The following is an 18,058-nucleotide window of genomic DNA, read 5'->3' as shown; positions in this document are numbered from 1 at the left end:
AGGCCCCGAGCACAAGGAAACCCCGGAAGGCTTTCGCAGTCTTCCGGGGTTTGCTTGTTCAATCCCGTCTAGGCTTCGCGGGTAACCACCGCATCGGCGAAGGAGATCAGCGCCTGCTTCACGGTGCCTTCTGGCAGCGGAGCCAGGACGGCAATCGCATCATCGGCCCACTTGCGCGCGGCCTTCCAGGCCTCGTGGATTGCCGGATGGGCGGTCACGGCTTCTACAGCGGCCGCCAGGGCTTCATCGCTGGTCAGGTCCGCATCGACCAGTTCGATAGCCTGCTGTGCTTGGGTGTCGCCGTCCGCAGCCGCCTGGCGAAGCAGCAGAATCGGCAGGGTCGGCACGCCTTCGCGCAAATCAGTGCCCGGAGTCTTGCCCGAATCTGCTTCCTTGGACGCCAGGTCAATCACGTCATCGGCGACCTGGAAGGCAATGCCAACCTTTTCGCCGTACTCGCGCAGCACCTCGATGTAGTCAGGGGCACCACCGAAACGCGCGCCGAAAGCGCCGGAAGTCGACAGCAGCGATGCGGTCTTGTCGCTAATCACCTGGATGTGGTGCTCGATGGCATCGTCGCCCTCGCGGGGGCCGATGGATTCATGCAGCTGTCCCAGGCACAGGCGTTCGAAAGTGCGCGACTGCCACATGACTGCTTCTGGACCCAGTTCGGAACCGAACACCGAAGCACGGGCGAAGATCAGGTCGCCGGCGAGAATGGCAACGGAGTTTCCCCACACTTCATGTGCGGTCGGTGCACCGCGGCGCATGGGAGCGGAGTCCATGACGTCATCGTGGTACAGGGTGGCCAGGTGGGTGAGTTCCACGACAGCCGCCGCCTTGATGACCTCATCGTTGACGCCCTCGCCGAGCAGGGAGGTCAGCAGCACCAGCAGCGGGCGTACGCGCTTGCCCCCGGCCTCGACAAGGTGGCGGCTGGATGCGTCGATCAAGGGGTCGGAGTTGGCCAGCGCATCGCGCAGCAGCTTCTCCACCTTTGCCATGCCCATGGAAATAGCCGGACCGAAGTCCGGATCCTCGGCCAGCAAAGCGAAGCCCGAGGGAAGATTGATGGCCGCAGCTAATGCAGCGGTTTCAGGATTCAGCTCAATCGAGTCGGAGACGTCATGTCCGGCTGCGGTCCAGTTGCTCTTCGAATCAGTCACTGTTCTACGGCTTACTTATCTTTCATCGGGTTGGCCATCGCGGTGTGCGAAGGCAATCTTGCCTGCAAGATGCACGCAAACATCTCTTCACTCTAGCCGATGCTTTCAACTGCACATTGCTGGCATGGCCGGAGCCGGGCCTACCGGTCTGGTACCAGCGACCTGAGAGGTCGATTTAGAGTTTACCGGGTTCCCCCTGCACTTCTCACCCGACCCGGCCGATCTCACAGGGGTGACCACGGACACCCGCAAGCCTTTTTCCCCGGCATTGCGCGGTAGGCTTAGCCTTATCATGTCTGCAGATTCGCCCGTTCTTAGCGCCAGCGCTCATCAGCCGTCGGCTCCTGTTCTCACCAGCATCACCTTCGAATACCTCGATGCCCCCGAAACACTGCTGGCCGACTCATTGCGTCACCGAAGCCTGGTATGGACCCGCAACGGCCACGGCTTGGTCGGCTTCGGCACTGCCGCCCGCCTGCACACGCACGGTGAAGAGCGCTTTGCGCGTGCACGCGCATGGTTCGCACAGGTCATCGAGCAGGCTCGAATCATCGACCCGATCTCCCGCCCGGGCAGCGGCCTGGTGTCTTTTGGCTCTTTCGCGTTTTCCTTCACCAGCGTTTTCGAATCGCGCATGGTCATCCCCCAGCTGGTTATCGGCCGCGATGAGGAGAAGTCATGGATCACCGTTACCGGCAGCGCCGAGGAAATTGACGGACTGACCTACCAGCAGGCCCTGGCACGCGCCGAATCAGCGATGGCAGATGCATCCTTGCCGGCAGCCGAACCCGGCAGCATCGAGCTGACCAGCGGACAGCTGACCGCCGGTTCCTATCTTGAAGCCGTGGACCATGCGCTCGGCTATTTCGAGGAACGCGGAATCTCCAAACTGGTGCTGGCCCGTGACGTGTTGGCGCATAGTTCCACCCCGATCAACTTGGCCCGCGTTGTCGATGCGCTGACCGAGCAGTATGGCAATTGCTGGACCTATTCTGTTGACGGCCTGGTGGGCGCTACCCCGGAGATGCTGGTGCGCGTGACCGGAGGCTTGGCCGAGGCCCGCGTCCTGGCCGGAACCCTGGACCGCGCTGCCGCTGGTGCCGAAGATCCCGACTTCGCGCACCGCAACCTCTTTGAGGATCCGAAGCAGCGCAATGAGCACCAGCTGGCCATCGATTCGCTCACCGCGTCCTTGAATCCCATTTCGCACGGCATGAATGCCCCGGAGGAACCATTTATTCTCCAGCTTCCCAATGTGTGGCATTTGGCCAGCGACGTCCGTGCCCAGTTGCGCGCAGATGCCGCCGGCACCCTGCCTACCGCACTGGATGTTGCCGAGATCTTCCATCCGACCGCAGCCGTATGCGGCACCCCGACCAAGAAGGCCGGCGTGCTCTTGCGCGAACTGGAAGGAATGGACCGCGGCCCGTACGCAGGTCCGGTCGGCTGGGTTGACAGCCGTGGAGATGGCGAATTCGGCATCGCCTTGCGCGGCGGAATCCTGGAAGACGAAAAGCTGATGCGCCTGTACGCCGGCTGCGGCATTGTCCCCGGCTCGGTGCCGGAAGATGAATTAGCCGAGTCGTGGGCCAAGATGCGTCCCATGCGCCAAGCCTTGGGCGCCGAGTAGGCCCAGTCCGCACAAGGGAAGACGGCCGGGTAGCACCCGGTTGAGCATAAACAATCCTTACTCTCGGCGCGTCATGTGTGAGGTGAATCTCAGCCTAGTGCTGGCGTGGTTATGATTATGGCTACGCAATGATCCACTCGCATTACCCGAAAGTAGGTTCTGATCCTATGCGTAGTCTCAAGAAGAAGTTCGCCTCCGCAGTTGCTGTCACTTCCGTTGCACTGCTGGCGCTCACCGCCTGCGGTTCCGGCTCCGGTTCTGAAGGTGAAGCCGAAGCTGGTTCATTCCCGCTGAACGAAGGCAAGCTCACCATTTGCTCAGATATTCCTTACGAGCCATTCGAGTTCGTCAAGGATGGCAAGAACGTCGGATTCGACATGGACATCGCAGCTGAGATTGCCAAGGATGCAGAACTGGATCTGAACGTCATCGACGCCAGCTTCGACTCCATCGAATCCGGCCTGTTCAACACCCAGTGCGATATAGCGATCTCCTCCGTCTCGATCACCGAAGAGCGTTCGGCCAAGATGGATTTCTCCACCCCGTACATGGATGACGACCTGGTGCTGATTTCGGCAGACGGTTCAGGCATCAAGGATCTTGAATCCGCCAAGGACAAGAAGGTCGGCGTCCAGCAGGCGACCACCGGTGAGAAGTACGCCAAGGAACAGGGCCTGACCAACATCGTAGGCTTCGAGGATGCCGGCTTGCAGACCCAGGCACTGCTGGCTGGCCAGGTCGACGCGCTGCTGGGCAACCAGTCGGTACTCGGCTACTCCATCAAGGACAAAGAAGGCTTCAGCGTTGTTGCCGACTTCAAGACCGGCGAGCAGCTGGGCGTTGCAGTTCCAAAGGACCAGCCAAAGACCTTGGAATTGGTCAACGGCACCCTCAAGCGCTTGACCGATGCAGGAACCATGGAAGAACTGACCGTGAAGTGGTTCGGCGAGAAGTAATTCTCGGGCATCATCTGATTTCAAGGCAAGCGGGGGCATCGGGCTGCGCCCACAGGTTGGCAGCCCTGCCTCCGCTTCCTGCATGAGAGGTAATCAAGCATGGCAATGACCACCCGTCAGCGCGCCCGCATGAGCAAGACCATCCAGATCGCCATCTTCATCATCGCGATCATCGCATTGGTCTTGGCAGTCGACTGGGACAAGGCAGTCTACGCCTTCTTCTCCTTCGACAAGCTGGGGCCAATGTTCCCAGGCATGATCCTGGTCGGCCTGAAGAACACCATCTTCTACACCATCATTTCCTTCGCCTTCGGCTTGGTCCTTGGCCTGCTTCTGGCACTGATGAAAATGGCGTCATTTGCGCCCTACCGCTGGTTCGCCACCGCATTCATTGAATTCTTCCGCGGCATCCCGGCAATCCTGGTGCTCTTGGCCTTCGGCTTCGGCTTGCCGCAGGCCTTTGGAACACAGTGGCCGCAGCCGGTCAACGTCATGTGCGCCCTGGGCTTGGTCTCGGCAGCATACATTGCAGAAACCCTGCGTGCAGGCTTGCAGGCAGTGCCCAAGGGGCAGACCGAAGCCGCTCGTTCACTGGGCATGCCAGCATGGCGCGCCATGGTCACCATCGTGATCCCGCAGGCCTTCAAGATCGTCTTGCCGCCGATGACCAACGAAATCATCCTGCTGACCAAGGACACCTCCTTGGCCTTCATCCTCGGTGCTTCGATGGCCCAGTACGAAATGACCAAGTTCGGCCGCGACGGCATCTCGCAAATCGATGCCGGCATCACCCCGCTGGTTGTCGCCGGCCTGTTCTACTTGGTGATCACCATCCCGCTGAGCTTGGTGGCCCGCAAGTTCGAATCCCGCGCCGCAAAGACCAAGCGATAGAGAGGACCTGGAAATGTCGAGCGACACCAATAAGCTTTCAGTCCATGCTTCGGGCGTGGAAATCACCGGACTGCGCAAGGCCTACGGCAGCAACGAAGTGCTCAAGGGCATTGACCTGAATGTTGCTCCGGGCGAGGTGGTCTGCCTGATCGGTCCTTCCGGCTCGGGAAAGTCCACCCTGCTGCGCTGCGTGAACCTGCTGGAGCAGCCAAATGGCGGCACCATCATGGTCGGCGGCTTCAACGCCACCGATCCCGATGTGAACCTGGACAAGATGCGCCAGCAAGTGGGCATGGTCTTCCAGCAGTTCAACCTGTTCCCGCACCTGACGGTGCTGGAAAACTGCACCGTTTCGCCTATCAAGGTGCTCAAGCGCAAGAAGGCCGAGGCGGAGAAAATCGCCTTGGGCCACCTGGAACGCGTAGGGCTGGGCGACTTCGGCGACCGCTACCCCGATCAGCTTTCCGGCGGCCAGCAGCAGCGCGTAGCCATCGCACGCGCGCTGTCCATGGAACCGACCCTGATGCTTTTCGATGAGCCAACCAGTGCGTTGGACCCGGAAACCGTAGGCGAGGTGCTGTCCATCATGAAGAACCTGGCCCAGGCGGGCATGACCATGCTCGTGGTCACCCACGAGATGGCATTCGCCAAGGAAGTTGCAGACCGGGTGTTCTTCATGGACGGCGGGGTCGTGGTGGAAGAAGGCAAGGCAGCGGATGTCATCGGCAATCCGCAGCAGCCGCGTACGCAGGACTTCCTGCGCCGCGTGCTCGATCCGACGCACGTCGACATCTAAGCACCACAGCGCATCAGGAATCCCCTGCGTTGCCAGTGAAATGGACTGGCAGCGCAGGGGATTCCTTTTTGCCTCGCAGCGGCCTTCAGGGGGTTGGCCAGGACAGCTGCCCGATCGCCTGGTTCAGCTCAAGCGTCTCGGCGCGCAGGTTGCTGCGCGAGGCCGGCACTTCAATCAGCCGCAGGTTCGCCGTGCGCCGTGCGGCCAGAACGGCGCCAAGCTCTTCCTTGGTTTCTGCTTTGGCGTACTGCCAGCCATAGGCTTCGGCGAGCGCAAGCAGGCTCAGCCGCTGCGGGGTGGCAAAGAGCCGTTCCACCGCATTGGCGTAGCGGCCCGAAGCGTCTACTTCACCGTGCTCCAAGGTGGAGAAGATTGCTCCTCCCCCATCGTTGTAGACCACGATGTCCACCACGGGCTGCTCTTCACCCGGAGTCCAGGACAGCGAGCTGGCATCATGCGCGAAGGTGATGTCCCCCATCACCGCCAGTGTCGGACGCTTGCTGCCCTGGGCCAGGCCCAGGGCGGTGGCGATGGTTCCATCGATTCCGGCCAGGCCGCGATTGGCATGCACTCTCATGGTCCGTACTGGTGCCGGGCGGGCCGCCAAGTCGAAATCGCGGACGATGTTCGAAGAGCCGAGCAGGAGCACTTCCGGCGAGTGTTCCCAAATAGCCTCGGCGACAGCTGGCCCATTGACAGACGATGCACGGCTAAGGCCCTGGCGCACTGCCAGCGCCTGCGCATCGAGCTGCTGCCACGCTTCCAGCCAGCCCGGTGCACCAGAGCCGGCGAATTGGCGCAGCTCGCTCCAGGAACTGACCGGGGTCTCGCGTCGCCGGCCCTGCTCATACCAGGCCACCGGCACCGGCTGCCAGATCGCTGATTCGATCGCCGGGTCGGCCAGCAGCTTGCCCACCGGGCGACTCAGGGTAGGGCGGCCGAAGAGCACCACGCGTTCAATGCGCTCAAGGCCCACGGTGATCAGCGGGCGGTAGTGGCCTATGGCATTGGCCGAGAAACGTGCGTTGGACGATGGCTCGGCGAACAACGGCAGCCCCAGTTCCTGGGCGAATTGCTGCGCCTCCTCGCCAGCTCCATGCCCGGCGACGACCACGCTCCGGCGAGGCTTGAGCTGCTGGACGGGCAGGGCCGACATATCCGGCTGGCGCGGTCCCGGCCATCGCCCGGGTTCAATCGCAGTCCAGCGTTGTTCCTCGATGCGCTCCTCCGGTGCTGGAATCAGCGGATCCCGGAACTGCAAATTCAACTGGACCGGGCCGGCCGGAACCTGCTGGTCGCCAGCCAAGGATGCTAAGACCTGCCGGACCTGGTCCTGCGGGTCTGCTCCGGCAGGAACATTGGCCGCCAGGCGCACGTGCTCGCCAAAGAGGTTTTTCTGGCGGGTGCTCTGGCTTGCCCCGGTGCCGTGCAATTCATCGGGGCGATCAGCAGAAAGAACCAGCAGCGGTGTCGCCGTGTGGTTGGCTTCCATCACCGCCGGCAGCATCTGCCCGACGGCAGAGCCGCTGGTGGCGGCCAGTGCTACCGGCCGCCCGGTGCCTTGGGCCAGGCCCAATGCCATGAACGCGGCAGAACGTTCATCGATGCGCACGTGGATATCCAGGATCCCGGCAGCGGCGGCCTCGGCCGCGGCGTAGGCCAATGGGGCGCTGCGTGAACCGGGAGAGATCACCAGATCCCTGATTCCCGCGCGGATCACTGCGGAGAGTACGTGGCGAGCGGTGGTGATGGCACGTTGCTCGTCAGGTTGCTGCATTCCCACCCGGCATGACTCCTTAGATTCCATAGCTGAAGGCAATTATCCAAGTCTATGCCTTGGGCTGCCGGAGTACCGATTTGGAATGCGCCAGGGCGCCGGCAAGATCCGCTGATGGATCCTGCCGGCGCCCTGGGGGCTCGGGCTGGCTGCGCCTACTTGTTGCGGCCCTTGCCCTTGCCCGGCTTCGCGTCTTCCGTGAAGACCTGGACTACCGATGGGCGTGGACCGTAGAACTGGCCCTTGCCTGCATCAGCGGCGTTCTTCACGAAATCCGGGAACAGCGAGGTAGGGCTGGCGAAGCTGCCGCCTTCGCCCGGGTGCTGCACGGCAACGAAGACCGAGTTGTCCTTGTCATGGATCAGCGGGCCGCAGGTCTCTGCGCCGGTTGGCACGGCCAGGAACTGCTCGACGCGGCCGCGGTCCTTGCCGGTCAGGGTGACCTTGTGCAGTGCATCGGAGTAGCCGATGGTGCCGGGGGCGCCGTCGGTGGAGATCCACAGGTTGCCCTTGGAGTCGAAGGCCAGGTTGTCCGGGCAGGAGATTGGCGAGACCTTGTCGGCTGGGTAGCCGGAGAAGTAGGTCGATCCGTTCACATTGGGGTCACCGGCCACCAGCAGGATGTTCCAGGTGAACTTCGCCGCGGTGGCGTCGTTTCCGGCCTCGGTGATTTCCAGTACGTGGCCGTCGCGGTTGCGGACGCGCGGGCTGACTTCGGTGGCGCCCTCCTTGCCTTCCTTGCCGCGGTCGGTGTTGTTGGTCAGCGCCACGTAGACCTTGCCGGAGACCGGGCTCGGCTCGACATCTTCCGGACGGTCCAGCTTGGTGGCCCCGACCTTGTCGGCTGCCTGGCGGGTGTAGACCAGCACCTCGTCGATGCTCATGCCATCGACTTTGGATTCGCCGTTCTTCACCAGCGGCAGCCAGGTGCCCATGCCGTCGAAGGCGCCATCGGACGGGACAGCGCCGCTGCCGTCGATTTCGCTTGCTGGCGAGTTGCCTTCGAACTTCGCAACGTACAGGTCGCCTTCGGAAAGCAAGCCCATGTTGTGCTTGCGATCGTGCTTGGAATAGGTGTTCTTCGAGACGAACTTGTACAGGTATTCGAAGCGCGAGTCGTCGCCGGAGTACGCAACGACCTTGCCGTTCTTGGCAATGCGCACGTTGGCGCCTTCGTGCTTGAAGCGGCCCAGGTTGGTGTGCTTGACCGGGGTGGAGGTTGGGTCCTGCGGATCGATTTCGACGACCCAGCCGAAGCGGTTGGCCTCGTTCTCGTAGCCGTCGTTGTGCAGGCCGAAGCGCGGGTCGATGTCTTCCCAGCCGCGGTCGGTCGCGCCGGTGCCGATGCCGTAGCGGGCTTCCTGAGCGGTGCCCTTGCCGCGGAAGTACTGGTCGAAGTTCTCTTCGCCGGAGAGCACGGTGCCCCACGGGGTGGTGCCGCCGGCGCAGTTGTTCAGGGTGCCAAGGACCTTGGTTCCGGTTGGGTCAGCAGCGGTCTTGAGCAGATCGCTGCCTGCCGCTGGGCCGTCGACCAGGAATTCGGTGCTGGCGGTGATGCGGCGGTTGCGCTCGCCACCCTGCACGTAGCTCCACTTCTTGTCGTTCTTCTTGCGCTTGACCTCGACGACCGAGAAGCCATGGGCGTTCATCGCGATCTTGCGGGCTTCGTCCTTGTTCGCTTCGAACCAGGCAGCGTCGAACATCATGTCTTCATTGGTGTATTCGTGGTTGGCCACCAGTACGCCGGTACGGCCCGAGTACTTGTCGACGATGATGTCCAGGTAGTCGCAGTTGTAGCCGAACTGCTCTGCCTGCTTGCGGGCCGACTGCTTGGAGGCGTCGAATGCCGGGGTGTTCTTGAAGAGCGGATCGCCCCAGCGGATGATGGCGTTCCAGTCATAGCCGTCAGGAACTGAAACGGTATCTACCGAACGCGACACCGGCTCAATGGCGTCGAACGAAAGGTGCCCGCCCTTGCCTGGCTTCATTGGCACCAGTGGCGCCGCGGTCGCGTCAGCAGCGCCGAAGAGCTGCGGGCCGATGACCAGTGCCGAGGCGCCGACGGCGCCCAGGCCCAGCATGCTGCGGCGGGACATCGACTTGTCGGCGATGTCCTTGAAGTAGCCATTGGACGAAGTGTTGCAATCCGGCTTGGTGCAGGCGTCAGCGCACTTGAAGTGGCAAGTAGCTGCAGAACGGCCGCCGCGGGTGTGGCCCAGCATTGGCAAAAGGGTACGGGTTGGATTCATGATCCGCTCACTTCCTCAGTATGTGGCTCATCGTCAGGGGAATGACTCGAACTGAGGTTTTCACTTGGAAGTGTTCTAAATGCAACGCAAAGGTGAACGGCAGGGAAACAGATTCCTGAGTAGTGCTATGCCCTAGCCAGTTCCGCATAGCAGGATTCCAGCCGCTGCCGCCACCAGCCTACGCGCGCCTCTTCTGGACGCAGGCGCTCCAGTTTCTGGTGATCTGGCTCAATGCGGCGCACCGGCAAATATCCGGCGGTAGCCAGCAACGGCTCGGCACAAACGTCTTTGGCGAATAAAGTGCCGGTAGACAGGCCGCAGGCATAGGGCAATGCTGGCAGTGCGCTGGCCAATGCCGCCGCTTGGGCCAGGCCTACCGAGGTATCCAGTGCGCTGGAGACGACGACATCCAGATCCGCGTGCTTGGCAATGTCCAGCACAGCGCTGATGCCGCCCAGCGGCTGGGCCTTGATGACCATCAGATCCGCCGCGCCCAACCGCGAGACTTCCAGGGGGTCGGTGTGCTTGCGTACCGCTTCATCTGCGGCGATCTTCAACGGGTTTCCGGCGTTGCGCAGTTGCTCGCGAACTTCCGCCAGCCCGGTAATGCCAGGCACCGGTTGCTCTGCGTATTGCAGGTCGTACTCGCTCAGTGCTTTCAGTGCGGGAACCGCCTGGGTGATATCCCACCCCATATTGGCGTCCACGCGCAGCGCTGCCTGCGGGTAAAGCCGCCGGGTTTCAGCCACGCGGGCCAGGTCTTCGTCGAGGCCTTGGCCCTGTTCTGCCACCTTGATCTTGATGGTGTGCGGCGCGTCGTAGCGTTCAAGAACCGCCCCTACATCCTTCGCCGCAACCGCTGGCAGGGTGGCGTTGACCGGGATGCTGGTGCGCAGCGGTTCGGGGAACGGCTGGTAGGCGGCCTCGATTCCGGCGGCCATCCATCGTGCGGCTTCCGCAGCTCCGTACTCGGTGAAGGCAGAGAATTCGCCCCAGCCTTCCGGCCCTTCGATCAGCAGGGCCTCGCGCTGGGTGACGCCACGGAATTTCACGCGCATCGGAAGGCGGACAACATGGGAATGCGCCAGCAATTCTTCAAGGGGCGGTAGTTCAAAGCTCATAGTCCAAGCCTAGCGAGCGTGGGCATGGTTACATGCCTGAACGGTGCCGTTCCGCCTGCCGGATATGACACCCTAGAGATATGCCACGCCATTCAGCCTCCACGCGCCCGCACCATATCAGGTGGTGGTGGGCCTTGCTGCTGCTGGTTGCGCTTTTCTGTCTTGAGTACATATTTTTCGTTCAGCAACGCAGTGGGCAATGGGCGGATCAGGCAGGATTCATCGCGTGGTCGCAATGGTGGCCCCGGACCGACTTGCTCAATCCGGTCCGCGAATTCCTGGATCTCTTGCCAGCAATTTGTGGCGCGATTGCTGCAGTATTCCTGCTGTATCGGGTGATTCGCGACCGCCATTTCCTTCGGGCCATCGTAGCTATCCTCGCGGCCGCAGCCGCAGCCGGCACCACGCAGCTTCTGAAGCACGAGGTCTTGACCCGCCCGGATTTCAATTTCGGCACTACAGGAAATTCCTTCCCCTCGGGGCATACCACCGCCGCCGCTGCCGCCATGGGACTGATGTATCTGGTGTCGCCACCGAAGCTGCGTCCAGTGGTGCAACCGATTGCCTGGTTATTCGCCACGGTGACGGGACTGGCCACCCTGATCTGCGGCTGGCACCGCCCAAGCGACATTGCCGCTGGTTTCGTGGTGGCAGGATTCTGGCTGGTTCTGGCTTCGGCAGTGCTCCAGCGCATCCAGCCGCTGAGCCACGAAGTTCCCAAGGGATCTTGGTCGAGGAATGTCGGAGCGGGCAGCTTGGTTCTCTGGGCTGCTGTCATCGGATTGTCCTTCGTCCTGCCGCACCCGCACATCCAGAAAATTCCGGAGTTCCTGCAATTGGCCTACGCTGCCTTGGGGATTATCCATGTCGTGGCCGCGTCGCTGGTATCCGGCTTAGTGCTGCGCTCGGTGGTTATCGGCCCCATGCGCACCTTGAAGAAATAGGGCACCGGCACAGGAATCAAGCAGGCTGCTGTTCCGCCTAGCCCATGCGGGCGTTGAGAACGTTCGCAGCCTGCCTTGAGTCCGGAATGGTCACGGCGAATCGCTTCTTGTTCTTGAGGTCGAAAACGAGGCCTTCGTGTTCTTTCATCACGATGGCCGAACCGCCTGGAATGATCCGCCAGCCCCAGCCTCCCCACATCATGGGATTGATCTTTTCACTGGTCACAGATTCAATGTCAGTGATCTTGATAGTTCGCATTGGGATCCCCAAGAGCGCGGAAGATACCCGGAAACGATCGCCGATGATGGATACGCGGATCCAGATCACACCTAGCATCAGCACGCAGACTGCGGCTGACAGGGCCACGGGAAGGATGACGCTCGCCAAGCTGCCGTCGTGGCTTCCACCGGCCAGAAAGGGCAGCACTACAGCAACGATCAGTGCCGCGAACAGCACGAGGCATAGCATCCACATCCACCATGGTGCGGCCATGGTTTGCTTGAACTCCGCTTGCCTGGATTCTGGCTGTGGCTCGGCGAATGCCTCCACCGCGTCAGTCCGCTGTACGCTTTGGGCTGCATCGATTCGTTGCTGGCGGTCCTCGTTGAATTGCCGTGTGTACTGCTGGTAGATGCCGCTGGCCCACAGCGGCGCTATGCCCAGCAACGCGCAGGCAATAAGCAAAACCATCATGCCGCCCAGCACTGCCGTTTCAGGTGTTTCGGCGAGCGCTGTCGCTGCCGCCGAGCTGACGAAAACGCCAGCTGCACTCCACGCGAGCAGGCCACCGGCAAAGAGCAGCATCATGAGCAAAGCCGGTTTGTTGCGCAGCATCAAGGAGAACATCCCGGTGATGGCACCAACGATGGTCAGCCCGATGCAGACCGGGACAAAGACGGCGGTTCGGGTGAACCCGTCCGGGTAGGTAGAGCTCCAGTGCGTGGCGGTCATTTCCGGCAGGTCGCCAGCAAGCAGCGCGTAGGTGGCACCCGAAAGGGCTGCCGGGAGAAGAAGCAGCAGGCAGGTCAGCGGCCGATTCCTGATTCCGGTCCCTGCGATTGCCATCCCAATCCCCTGCTTTCGCTGCTTTGTGCCGGTTGGCCCACTTTCCGAGCAAGCAGACGGGCGCAACTTATTTCCAGCACAGAAATGATTATCGATTTAACTCTACCAACTAGCGGTTGACATGGGAATGAATCGTCGGGCATTGACAGAATGCCAGCAAAAAGAATGATGCCCGCCGTTCCTCCTGAGGTTCGACGGGCACCATGCTCACTCGCAAGAGCGAGAACTGGGCAGTGTGGACGCTAGAGCGACGCCAGCGCGGCCTTTGGATCTGTCATCGCGTCAGCGACATAGCGCATGAAGCCGGCCGCGGTTCCGCCATCGCAAACCCGGTGGTCGAAGCTCAGTGTCATCTCGCAGATGGAGCGGACCTTGATCTTGCCATTGACCACCCACGGCTTCTCGACGATGCGTCCAAGCCCCAGGATGGCAGCTTCCGGGTAGTTGATGATGGCCGCGGAGCCGTCAACATTGAACACGCCATAGTTGTTGATTGTGAAGGTGCTGCCGGACAGGTCGGCAACGCCGGCCTTGCCCTCGCGCGCCACCGAAGCCAGCCGAGCGAACTCGGCGGACAGTTCCTTGACATTCAGCTTGTGGGCATCGCGCACATTGGGCACAACCAGGCCGCGGTCGGTCTGGGCGGCGAAGCCAAGGTTCACGCCCTCGAAGAGGGTATGGCGCAATCCACCATCAGCCTCAACGTCGATGCGGCTGTTCAGTTCCGGGAAACGCTGCAATCCGGCCACAGCGAAGCGCGCGACCAGCGCCATGACGCTCGGGGCCTGGCCGTCTGCCTCCTTGATCTTCGAACGCAGCTTCAGCAGCTTGGTGACGTCGACATCCACCCACACGGTCGCTTCGGGGATCTCCCGGCGCGACGTGCTCATCGCGTTGGCGATGGTCTTGCGCACGCCCGAAAGCACCTGTGAGGAAGCTACAGGCAGGCCGGTCTTCGCATCAGCTTCCCCAGTTTGGGCCACCGGCACCGCAACCGAGGCCGAAGCTGAGGCTGCGGGAGTTGGCATCGGCGCTGCAGGTGTTGCCGGTTCAGGCTGCACCGCATCAGCTGACAAGGCGGCTTCCACGTCTGCGCGCAGAATCAGCCCTTCTGGACCGGTGCCCTGAACCGTGGTGATGTCCAATGCGTTGTCACGAGCCAGCTTGCGTACCAGCGGGTTGATCACGCGCACCGCTTCAGCTGGTGCCTGGAGTGCGGCCGACGCGACCCCTGAGCGCGGCTTGCGCCGGCGGCTGGTCTTGCGCTGGGCAGAGGAGGTGCCGTAGCCAATGAGCACATTTCCGCTGCCTTCATCGGATTCTGCATCATCCTCGGCAGGAACCTGGGTGCCGGCGCGCTCTTCCTCGCGGTAGGACTGGGCACGTTCGGCTTCTTCGCCGGCAGGGACCGCAGCGTCTTCACCGCCGGTGTTCACCGAAATGAAAGGCTCGTCCACCAGCATCATCTGGCCGGCATCCCCATGCAAGGTGGAGACGACGCCTTCGAACGGGCAAGGGATTTCCACCAGCGACTTCGCGGTTTCCACCTCTGCAATGGGCTGGTCGACCGCAACGACGTCACCGGCAGCAACCATCCAGCGCACCAGCTCGGCTTCGGTCAGCCCTTCGCCAAGGTCTGGCAAGAGGAAAGTCTTGATGCTCATTTACGCCTCCCACTGAAGCTGGTCAACCGCGTCGAGAATTCGTTCGGCGCTTGGCAGATGGAACTTTTCCAGCGTTGGTGCCGGATAAGGAATATCGAATCCGGTCACGCGGAGCACCGGAGCCGCCAACGAGTGGAAGCAGCGTTCCTGCACCCGGGCTACGATTTCGCTGGCTACCGAGGCGAAGCCCTGGGCTTCGGCGACCACGATGGCCCGACCGGTCTTGCGGACCGATGCGCAGACGGTCTCGTCATCGAATGGCACAATGCTGCGGATGTCCACTACTTCCAGGCTGATGCCTTCCTCGGCTGCCAGCTTGGCGGCTTCCATTGCGGTGGAAACGCTTGGACCATAGGTGATCAGCGTGGCATCGCTGCCCGGGCGGGCGATGCGTGCCTGCCCCTCGGTCGTGGCGCTCTTCTTTGCCTCGTACTGTTCGGCCAGTTGCCCAAGGTCAACCTGTTCCTTGGACCAGTACAGCTTCTTCGGCTCGAAGAAGACCACCGGATCATCCGAATCGATGGCTTCGCGCAGCATCAGGTAGGCGTCCTCGACACACGAGGGGGTGAAGACCTTCAGGCCCGGGGTGTGCGCGTAGTAGGCTTCCGAGGAATCGCAGTGGTGCTCCACGCCGCCGACGCCGCCGGCGTAAGGAATGCGGATCACCATTGGCAGATTCAGCTTGCCCTGGGTGCGGTTGCGCATCTTGGCAACATGCGAAGCGATCTGCTCGAAGGCCGGGTAGGCGAACGCATCGAACTGCATCTCGATGACCGGTCGCATGCCGTTGATGGCCATGCCTACGGCCATGCCGACGATGCCGGATTCGGCCAGCGGAGTGTCGAAGCAGCGCTCGGAGCCGAAGCGTGCGGTCAGGCCATCGGTGATGCGGAAGACACCGCCGAGGGTTCCCACATCCTCTCCGAAGATCACTACCGAGTCATCGGCAACCAGCGCATCGGCCAAGGCGGTATTCAGCGCCTTGCCGAAGGTCACCGGCTGGTTCTCTTTGGCAGCCTTTGCCGCGGCCCGTGCGGTGGCAGCGCTGACGTTCGGGTTCACGCGCGAAGTAGTGGCAGTCATCCTAGGCTTCCTCACGGTCTAGTTCGTCGACAAGAATGGCTTGCTGTTCCGCAAGCTGCGGGCTCTTGGCCGAGTACACATGCTCGAACAGCTCGCGTGGATCGGTGTTAGCTTCCTGGTTCATGCCATCGCGCAGGGTCTTGGCAACGGCTTCGGCATCCGCAGTGATCTTGGCGACGGTCTCATCGGTCAACAGACCTGCATCATCCAGGTATGCCTTCATCCGGGTCACCGGATCCTTGGCGATCCATTCCTGGACTTCGGAGTCCTCGCGGTAGCGCTTGTCGTCATCGGCATTGGTGTGCGCCTGCATGCGGTAGGTGTGGGCCTCGATCAGCAGCGGGCCGTTGCCCTCGCGGGCCATGCGCACCGCGCGGGTCATGATGGCCATCAAGGCCATCAAGTCGTTGCCATCCACGCGCTCGCCGGCCATGCCGTAGCCGACAGCCTTGTGAGCCAAGGATGGGGCTGCGCTCTGCTGCGAGAGCGGAACCGAGATGGCGTACTTGTTGTTCTGCACGAAGAAGATCACCGGCAGGTTGAAGACCGCTGCGAAATTCAGCGCTTCGTGGAAGTCGCCCTCGCTCGTGGCGCCATCGCCGCACATCGCCACGACAACGGTGTCTTCGCCGCGCAGCTTGGCAGCGTGCGCAACACCCACTGCGTGCAGCAGCTGGGTGGTGAGCGGAGTGGACATCGGTGCGCAGTTATAGGCCTTCGGGTCATAACCGCAGTGCCATTCGCCGCGGAAACTGGTCATGACTTCCATCGGTGCAACGCCTTTGGTCAGCACCGCTACGGTGTCGCGATAGGTCGGGAAGAGCCAGTCGTTCTCGCCCAGGCACAATGCCGCCGCGATCTGGCAGGCTTCCTGTCCATGGCTGGAGGGATAGACCGCCATGCGGCCCTGGCGGACCAGCGCGGAGTTCTGGTCGTTGACGCGTCGGCCGGTGACCAGGGCAGCGTAGGCTTCGAGCAGCCGGGCCGGGCTCGGCAGCGGGTACTCGTGGCCCGGCTCAGTGCCTTGCTGATCCTCTGGGCGCAGGGTTCCGTCCGGGTTCAACAGGTTGATCATGTGGCGTGCTGGCAGCATGTAGTCTTCAGGGGTAATCCCGAATTTCTTGCTGACCTCAGAGATGCGATCCGCATGCGCTTCAGTGCTCATGTTCTCCCACCTTTCGTGGTTCTGGCTGGTCCATGAGCACAACAGCTTGTGACTCACTTCACCCAAACATCATTTGCAATCAATTATGGGTATGAGTGGCATTCTGTATCCAGTCCGACGGGGAATCGTGGAAAGTTGCGAATAGTATCCGTATACTCGTAGACGAAAAGTGTCAATAGATTGTGTTTGGAATAGAGACGTCCGGCACGTCAACAAGGAGAATCAATGGCCGCGGAAGCGGAGCTAAAACTCGATGATGTCGATCATGCGATCCTCGCGGAGCTGACCAGCGACGGACGCCAGTCGGTCACCACCGTGGCGCAAAAGGTGCACGTATCGCGGGCCCACGCCTACTCGCGTATCGCAAAGCTCCAGGATTCCGGGGTGATTACCCGGTATACGGCGGTGGTTGATCCGGTCAAGGCGGGACTCAAGGCCAGCGCCTACGTGACATTGAAACTCCGCCAGCATTCCTGGCGCGAGTTGCGTGACCATCTGGCATCGATTCCCGAGGTGCACCATGTGGGCTTGGTCGGCGGCAATTTCGACGTGATCCTGCTGGTGCGCGCCAAAGACAATCTGGACCTGCGCCGTGTGGTCTTTGAGCAATTGCAGTCATTGCCAACGGTTCTGGATACGCAGACCCTGCTGATTTTCGAAGACACCGACACCCGATAGCCGGCACGTTTAACGCACGAGAAGAGCACCTGGATGCCACCAGGTGCTCTTCTCGTATTTGCTGGGATACTACTTCTTGCCAGTGAACACCGGCTTGCGCTTCTCCTGGAAAGACTTGAATCCTTCGGCGTAATCAGCGGTGTCGCACAAGGCTGCCTGCGCGCGGTTTTCGGTGCGCATCGAGTTCCACAGGCCCACGCGCTGGTCGCGGATTTCAGCAACCAGCTGCTTGGACGCTACGAAAGCCTGGGTGGCCCCCTGGGCCACCTTGGCGATGATCTCCTCGCCGCGCTCGGCCAACTCCTCGGCCGGGAAAGCACGAGAGAACAGGCCCGAACGCACAGCTTCGGCACCGGAAATCAGCTCGGCGGTGTAGATCATGTCCAGCGTGCGGTGAGCCCCGAGGCGCTCGGTGAACAGCCAGTGCCCCCCGGAGTCCAGGGTCGCGCCCAGGTTGGCGAACGGCGAGCCGATCTTGGCGCTCTCCGCCACGTACACCACGTCGGTGGCCACAGCCAGGCCAAGGCCGACACCCAGGCAGGCGCCTTGCACCAGGGCGAAGGTGGGAGCCGGGAAGCTGGACATCTTCTCCAGCAGCGGCTGCACCTTGCCGTCGAGGTAACCGATGACGTCGTCATCTGCCGGGTTGACCCCTGAGATGTCGCGTCCGGCACAGAAGCCGCGGCCTTCGCCGGAAAGCACCAGGGCGCGGACCTCTCCGGTTTCCACGGCCGCCGCTGCCTTGTCATAGGCCTCGGACAATTCGGCCAACGCCGCCTCGTCCAGTGAATTCATCTTCTGCGGAGCATTGAGCACCACCCGTGCGATGGAATCGGCAATCGTCAGTTCGATCATGGATTCGTCCTGGCCTT

15 protein-coding genes are annotated in these 18,058 nt (G+C 61.9%); 6 read left to right on the top strand and 9 right to left on the bottom strand.

Going from position 1 to position 18,058, the window contains the following annotated elements; genetic code table 11:
- Positions 1-68 precede the first annotated feature (68 nt).
- Positions 69-1,166: a polyprenyl synthetase family protein gene (locus EKH49_RS12280; protein ID WP_128471083.1), complete on the bottom strand. Its 1,098-nt coding sequence runs from the start codon at positions 1,164-1,166 to the stop codon at positions 69-71.
- Between the two features lie 292 nt (positions 1,167-1,458).
- Between EKH49_RS12280 and EKH49_RS12275 the strand changes: the two genes are divergently transcribed.
- From EKH49_RS12275 to EKH49_RS12260, 4 genes are all read left to right on the top strand, one after another.
- Positions 1,459-2,796 (top strand): isochorismate synthase, encoded by a 1,338-nt coding sequence (locus tag EKH49_RS12275; protein WP_128471082.1) that lies wholly within the window; start codon positions 1,459-1,461, stop codon positions 2,794-2,796.
- A gap of 167 nt (positions 2,797-2,963) precedes the next feature.
- Positions 2,964-3,752: an ABC transporter substrate-binding protein gene (locus EKH49_RS12270; protein ID WP_128471081.1), complete on the top strand. Its 789-nt coding sequence runs from the start codon at positions 2,964-2,966 to the stop codon at positions 3,750-3,752.
- A gap of 99 nt (positions 3,753-3,851) precedes the next feature.
- Complete coding sequence (locus tag EKH49_RS12265) at positions 3,852-4,643, top strand: amino acid ABC transporter permease (RefSeq protein ID WP_038992263.1); 792 nt, start codon at positions 3,852-3,854, stop codon at positions 4,641-4,643.
- Between the two features lie 13 nt (positions 4,644-4,656).
- Entirely contained in the window at positions 4,657-5,439 is a 783-nt protein-coding gene (locus EKH49_RS12260; RefSeq protein ID WP_066140860.1) for an amino acid ABC transporter ATP-binding protein, read from the top strand.
- Positions 5,440-5,524: 85 nt separating this feature from the next.
- Here the strand turns inward: EKH49_RS12260 and menD are convergent, their stop codons facing one another.
- The 3 genes from menD to EKH49_RS12245 form a co-directional block, all read right to left on the bottom strand.
- Entirely contained in the window at positions 5,525-7,216 is a 1,692-nt protein-coding gene (gene menD, locus EKH49_RS12255; protein ID WP_236641152.1) for a 2-succinyl-5-enolpyruvyl-6-hydroxy-3-cyclohexene-1-carboxylic-acid synthase, read from the bottom strand.
- Positions 7,217-7,371: 155 nt separating this feature from the next.
- Positions 7,372-9,465 carry a PhoX family protein gene (locus EKH49_RS12250; RefSeq protein ID WP_128471079.1) on the bottom strand — a complete coding sequence of 698 codons (2,094 nt, stop codon included), beginning with the start codon at positions 9,463-9,465 and terminating at the stop codon, positions 7,372-7,374.
- 125 nt (positions 9,466-9,590) lie between these two features.
- Positions 9,591-10,586 (bottom strand): o-succinylbenzoate synthase, encoded by a 996-nt coding sequence (locus EKH49_RS12245; protein ID WP_128471078.1) that lies wholly within the window; start codon positions 10,584-10,586, stop codon positions 9,591-9,593.
- A 254-nt stretch (positions 10,587-10,840) separates the two neighbouring features.
- On the opposite strand from EKH49_RS12245, the gene EKH49_RS12240 reads away from it, so the two are divergent.
- Positions 10,841-11,530 (top strand): phosphatase PAP2 family protein, encoded by a 690-nt coding sequence (locus EKH49_RS12240; RefSeq protein ID WP_066140870.1) that lies wholly within the window; start codon positions 10,841-10,843, stop codon positions 11,528-11,530.
- A gap of 37 nt (positions 11,531-11,567) precedes the next feature.
- Here the strand turns inward: EKH49_RS12240 and EKH49_RS12235 are convergent, their stop codons facing one another.
- The 4 genes from EKH49_RS12235 to pdhA all read right to left on the bottom strand — a co-directional run bounded on the left by EKH49_RS12235 (position 11,568) and on the right by pdhA (position 16,508).
- The gene (locus EKH49_RS12235) at positions 11,568-12,596 is read right to left on the bottom strand and encodes a hypothetical protein (RefSeq protein ID WP_128471077.1); all 1,029 of its coding nucleotides are present in this window, start codon (positions 12,594-12,596) and stop codon (positions 11,568-11,570) included.
- 242 nt (positions 12,597-12,838) lie between these two features.
- Positions 12,839-14,260 carry a dihydrolipoamide acetyltransferase family protein gene (locus EKH49_RS12230; RefSeq protein WP_128471076.1) on the bottom strand — a complete coding sequence of 474 codons (1,422 nt, stop codon included), beginning with the start codon at positions 14,258-14,260 and terminating at the stop codon, positions 12,839-12,841.
- Positions 14,261-15,343 (bottom strand): alpha-ketoacid dehydrogenase subunit beta, encoded by a 1,083-nt coding sequence (locus EKH49_RS12225; RefSeq protein WP_128471075.1) that lies wholly within the window; start codon positions 15,341-15,343, stop codon positions 14,261-14,263. It lies immediately after the preceding gene.
- A gap of 1 nt (position 15,344) precedes the next feature.
- Entirely contained in the window at positions 15,345-16,508 is a 1,164-nt protein-coding gene (gene pdhA, locus EKH49_RS12220; RefSeq protein ID WP_052253880.1) for a pyruvate dehydrogenase (acetyl-transferring) E1 component subunit alpha, read from the bottom strand.
- 225 nt (positions 16,509-16,733) lie between these two features.
- On the opposite strand from pdhA, the gene EKH49_RS12215 reads away from it, so the two are divergent.
- Positions 16,734-17,186, top strand: a complete 453-nt coding sequence (locus tag EKH49_RS12215; RefSeq protein WP_128471074.1) for an Lrp/AsnC family transcriptional regulator — start codon at positions 16,734-16,736, stop codon at positions 17,184-17,186.
- Positions 17,187-17,255: 69 nt separating this feature from the next.
- Here the strand turns inward: EKH49_RS12215 and EKH49_RS12210 are convergent, their stop codons facing one another.
- A complete protein-coding gene (locus tag EKH49_RS12210; RefSeq protein WP_128471073.1) occupies positions 17,256-18,041 on the bottom strand; it encodes an enoyl-CoA hydratase/isomerase family protein in 786 nt (261 codons plus the stop codon).
- Positions 18,042-18,058: the final 17 nt, after the last annotated feature.

This window comes from Glutamicibacter sp. HZAU (assembly GCF_004100365.1).
In the GTDB taxonomy this organism is placed as follows: Bacteria; Actinomycetota; Actinomycetes; order Actinomycetales; family Micrococcaceae; genus Glutamicibacter; species Glutamicibacter nicotianae.
This window is presented reverse-complemented; position numbering and strand designations above follow the sequence as displayed.

What these genes read in the sequence shown, in the direction of transcription:
- EKH49_RS12275 (WP_128471082.1), top strand. Translation starts at nt 1,459, where the DNA reads ATGTCTGCAGATTCGCCCGTTCTTAGCGCCAGCGCTCATCAGCCGTCG.
- EKH49_RS12270 (WP_128471081.1), top strand. Translation starts at nt 2,964, where the DNA reads ATGCGTAGTCTCAAGAAGAAGTTCGCCTCCGCAGTTGCTGTCACTTCC.
- EKH49_RS12265 (WP_038992263.1), top strand. Translation starts at nt 3,852, where the DNA reads ATGGCAATGACCACCCGTCAGCGCGCCCGCATGAGCAAGACCATCCAG.
- EKH49_RS12260 (WP_066140860.1), top strand. Translation starts at nt 4,657, where the DNA reads ATGTCGAGCGACACCAATAAGCTTTCAGTCCATGCTTCGGGCGTGGAA.
- menD (WP_236641152.1), bottom strand. Translation starts at nt 7,216, where the DNA reads ATGCAGCAACCTGACGAGCAACGTGCCATCACCACCGCTCGCCACGTA.
- EKH49_RS12250 (WP_128471079.1), bottom strand. Translation starts at nt 9,465, where the DNA reads ATGAATCCAACCCGTACCCTTTTGCCAATGCTGGGCCACACCCGCGGC.
- EKH49_RS12245 (WP_128471078.1), bottom strand. Translation starts at nt 10,586, where the DNA reads ATGAGCTTTGAACTACCGCCCCTTGAAGAATTGCTGGCGCATTCCCAT.
- EKH49_RS12235 (WP_128471077.1), bottom strand. Translation starts at nt 12,596, where the DNA reads ATGGCAATCGCAGGGACCGGAATCAGGAATCGGCCGCTGACCTGCCTG.
- EKH49_RS12230 (WP_128471076.1), bottom strand. Translation starts at nt 14,260, where the DNA reads ATGAGCATCAAGACTTTCCTCTTGCCAGACCTTGGCGAAGGGCTGACC.
- EKH49_RS12225 (WP_128471075.1), bottom strand. Translation starts at nt 15,343, where the DNA reads ATGACTGCCACTACTTCGCGCGTGAACCCGAACGTCAGCGCTGCCACC.
- pdhA (WP_052253880.1), bottom strand. Translation starts at nt 16,508, where the DNA reads ATGAGCACTGAAGCGCATGCGGATCGCATCTCTGAGGTCAGCAAGAAA.
- EKH49_RS12215 (WP_128471074.1), top strand. Translation starts at nt 16,734, where the DNA reads ATGGCCGCGGAAGCGGAGCTAAAACTCGATGATGTCGATCATGCGATC.
- EKH49_RS12210 (WP_128471073.1), bottom strand. Translation starts at nt 18,041, where the DNA reads ATGATCGAACTGACGATTGCCGATTCCATCGCACGGGTGGTGCTCAAT.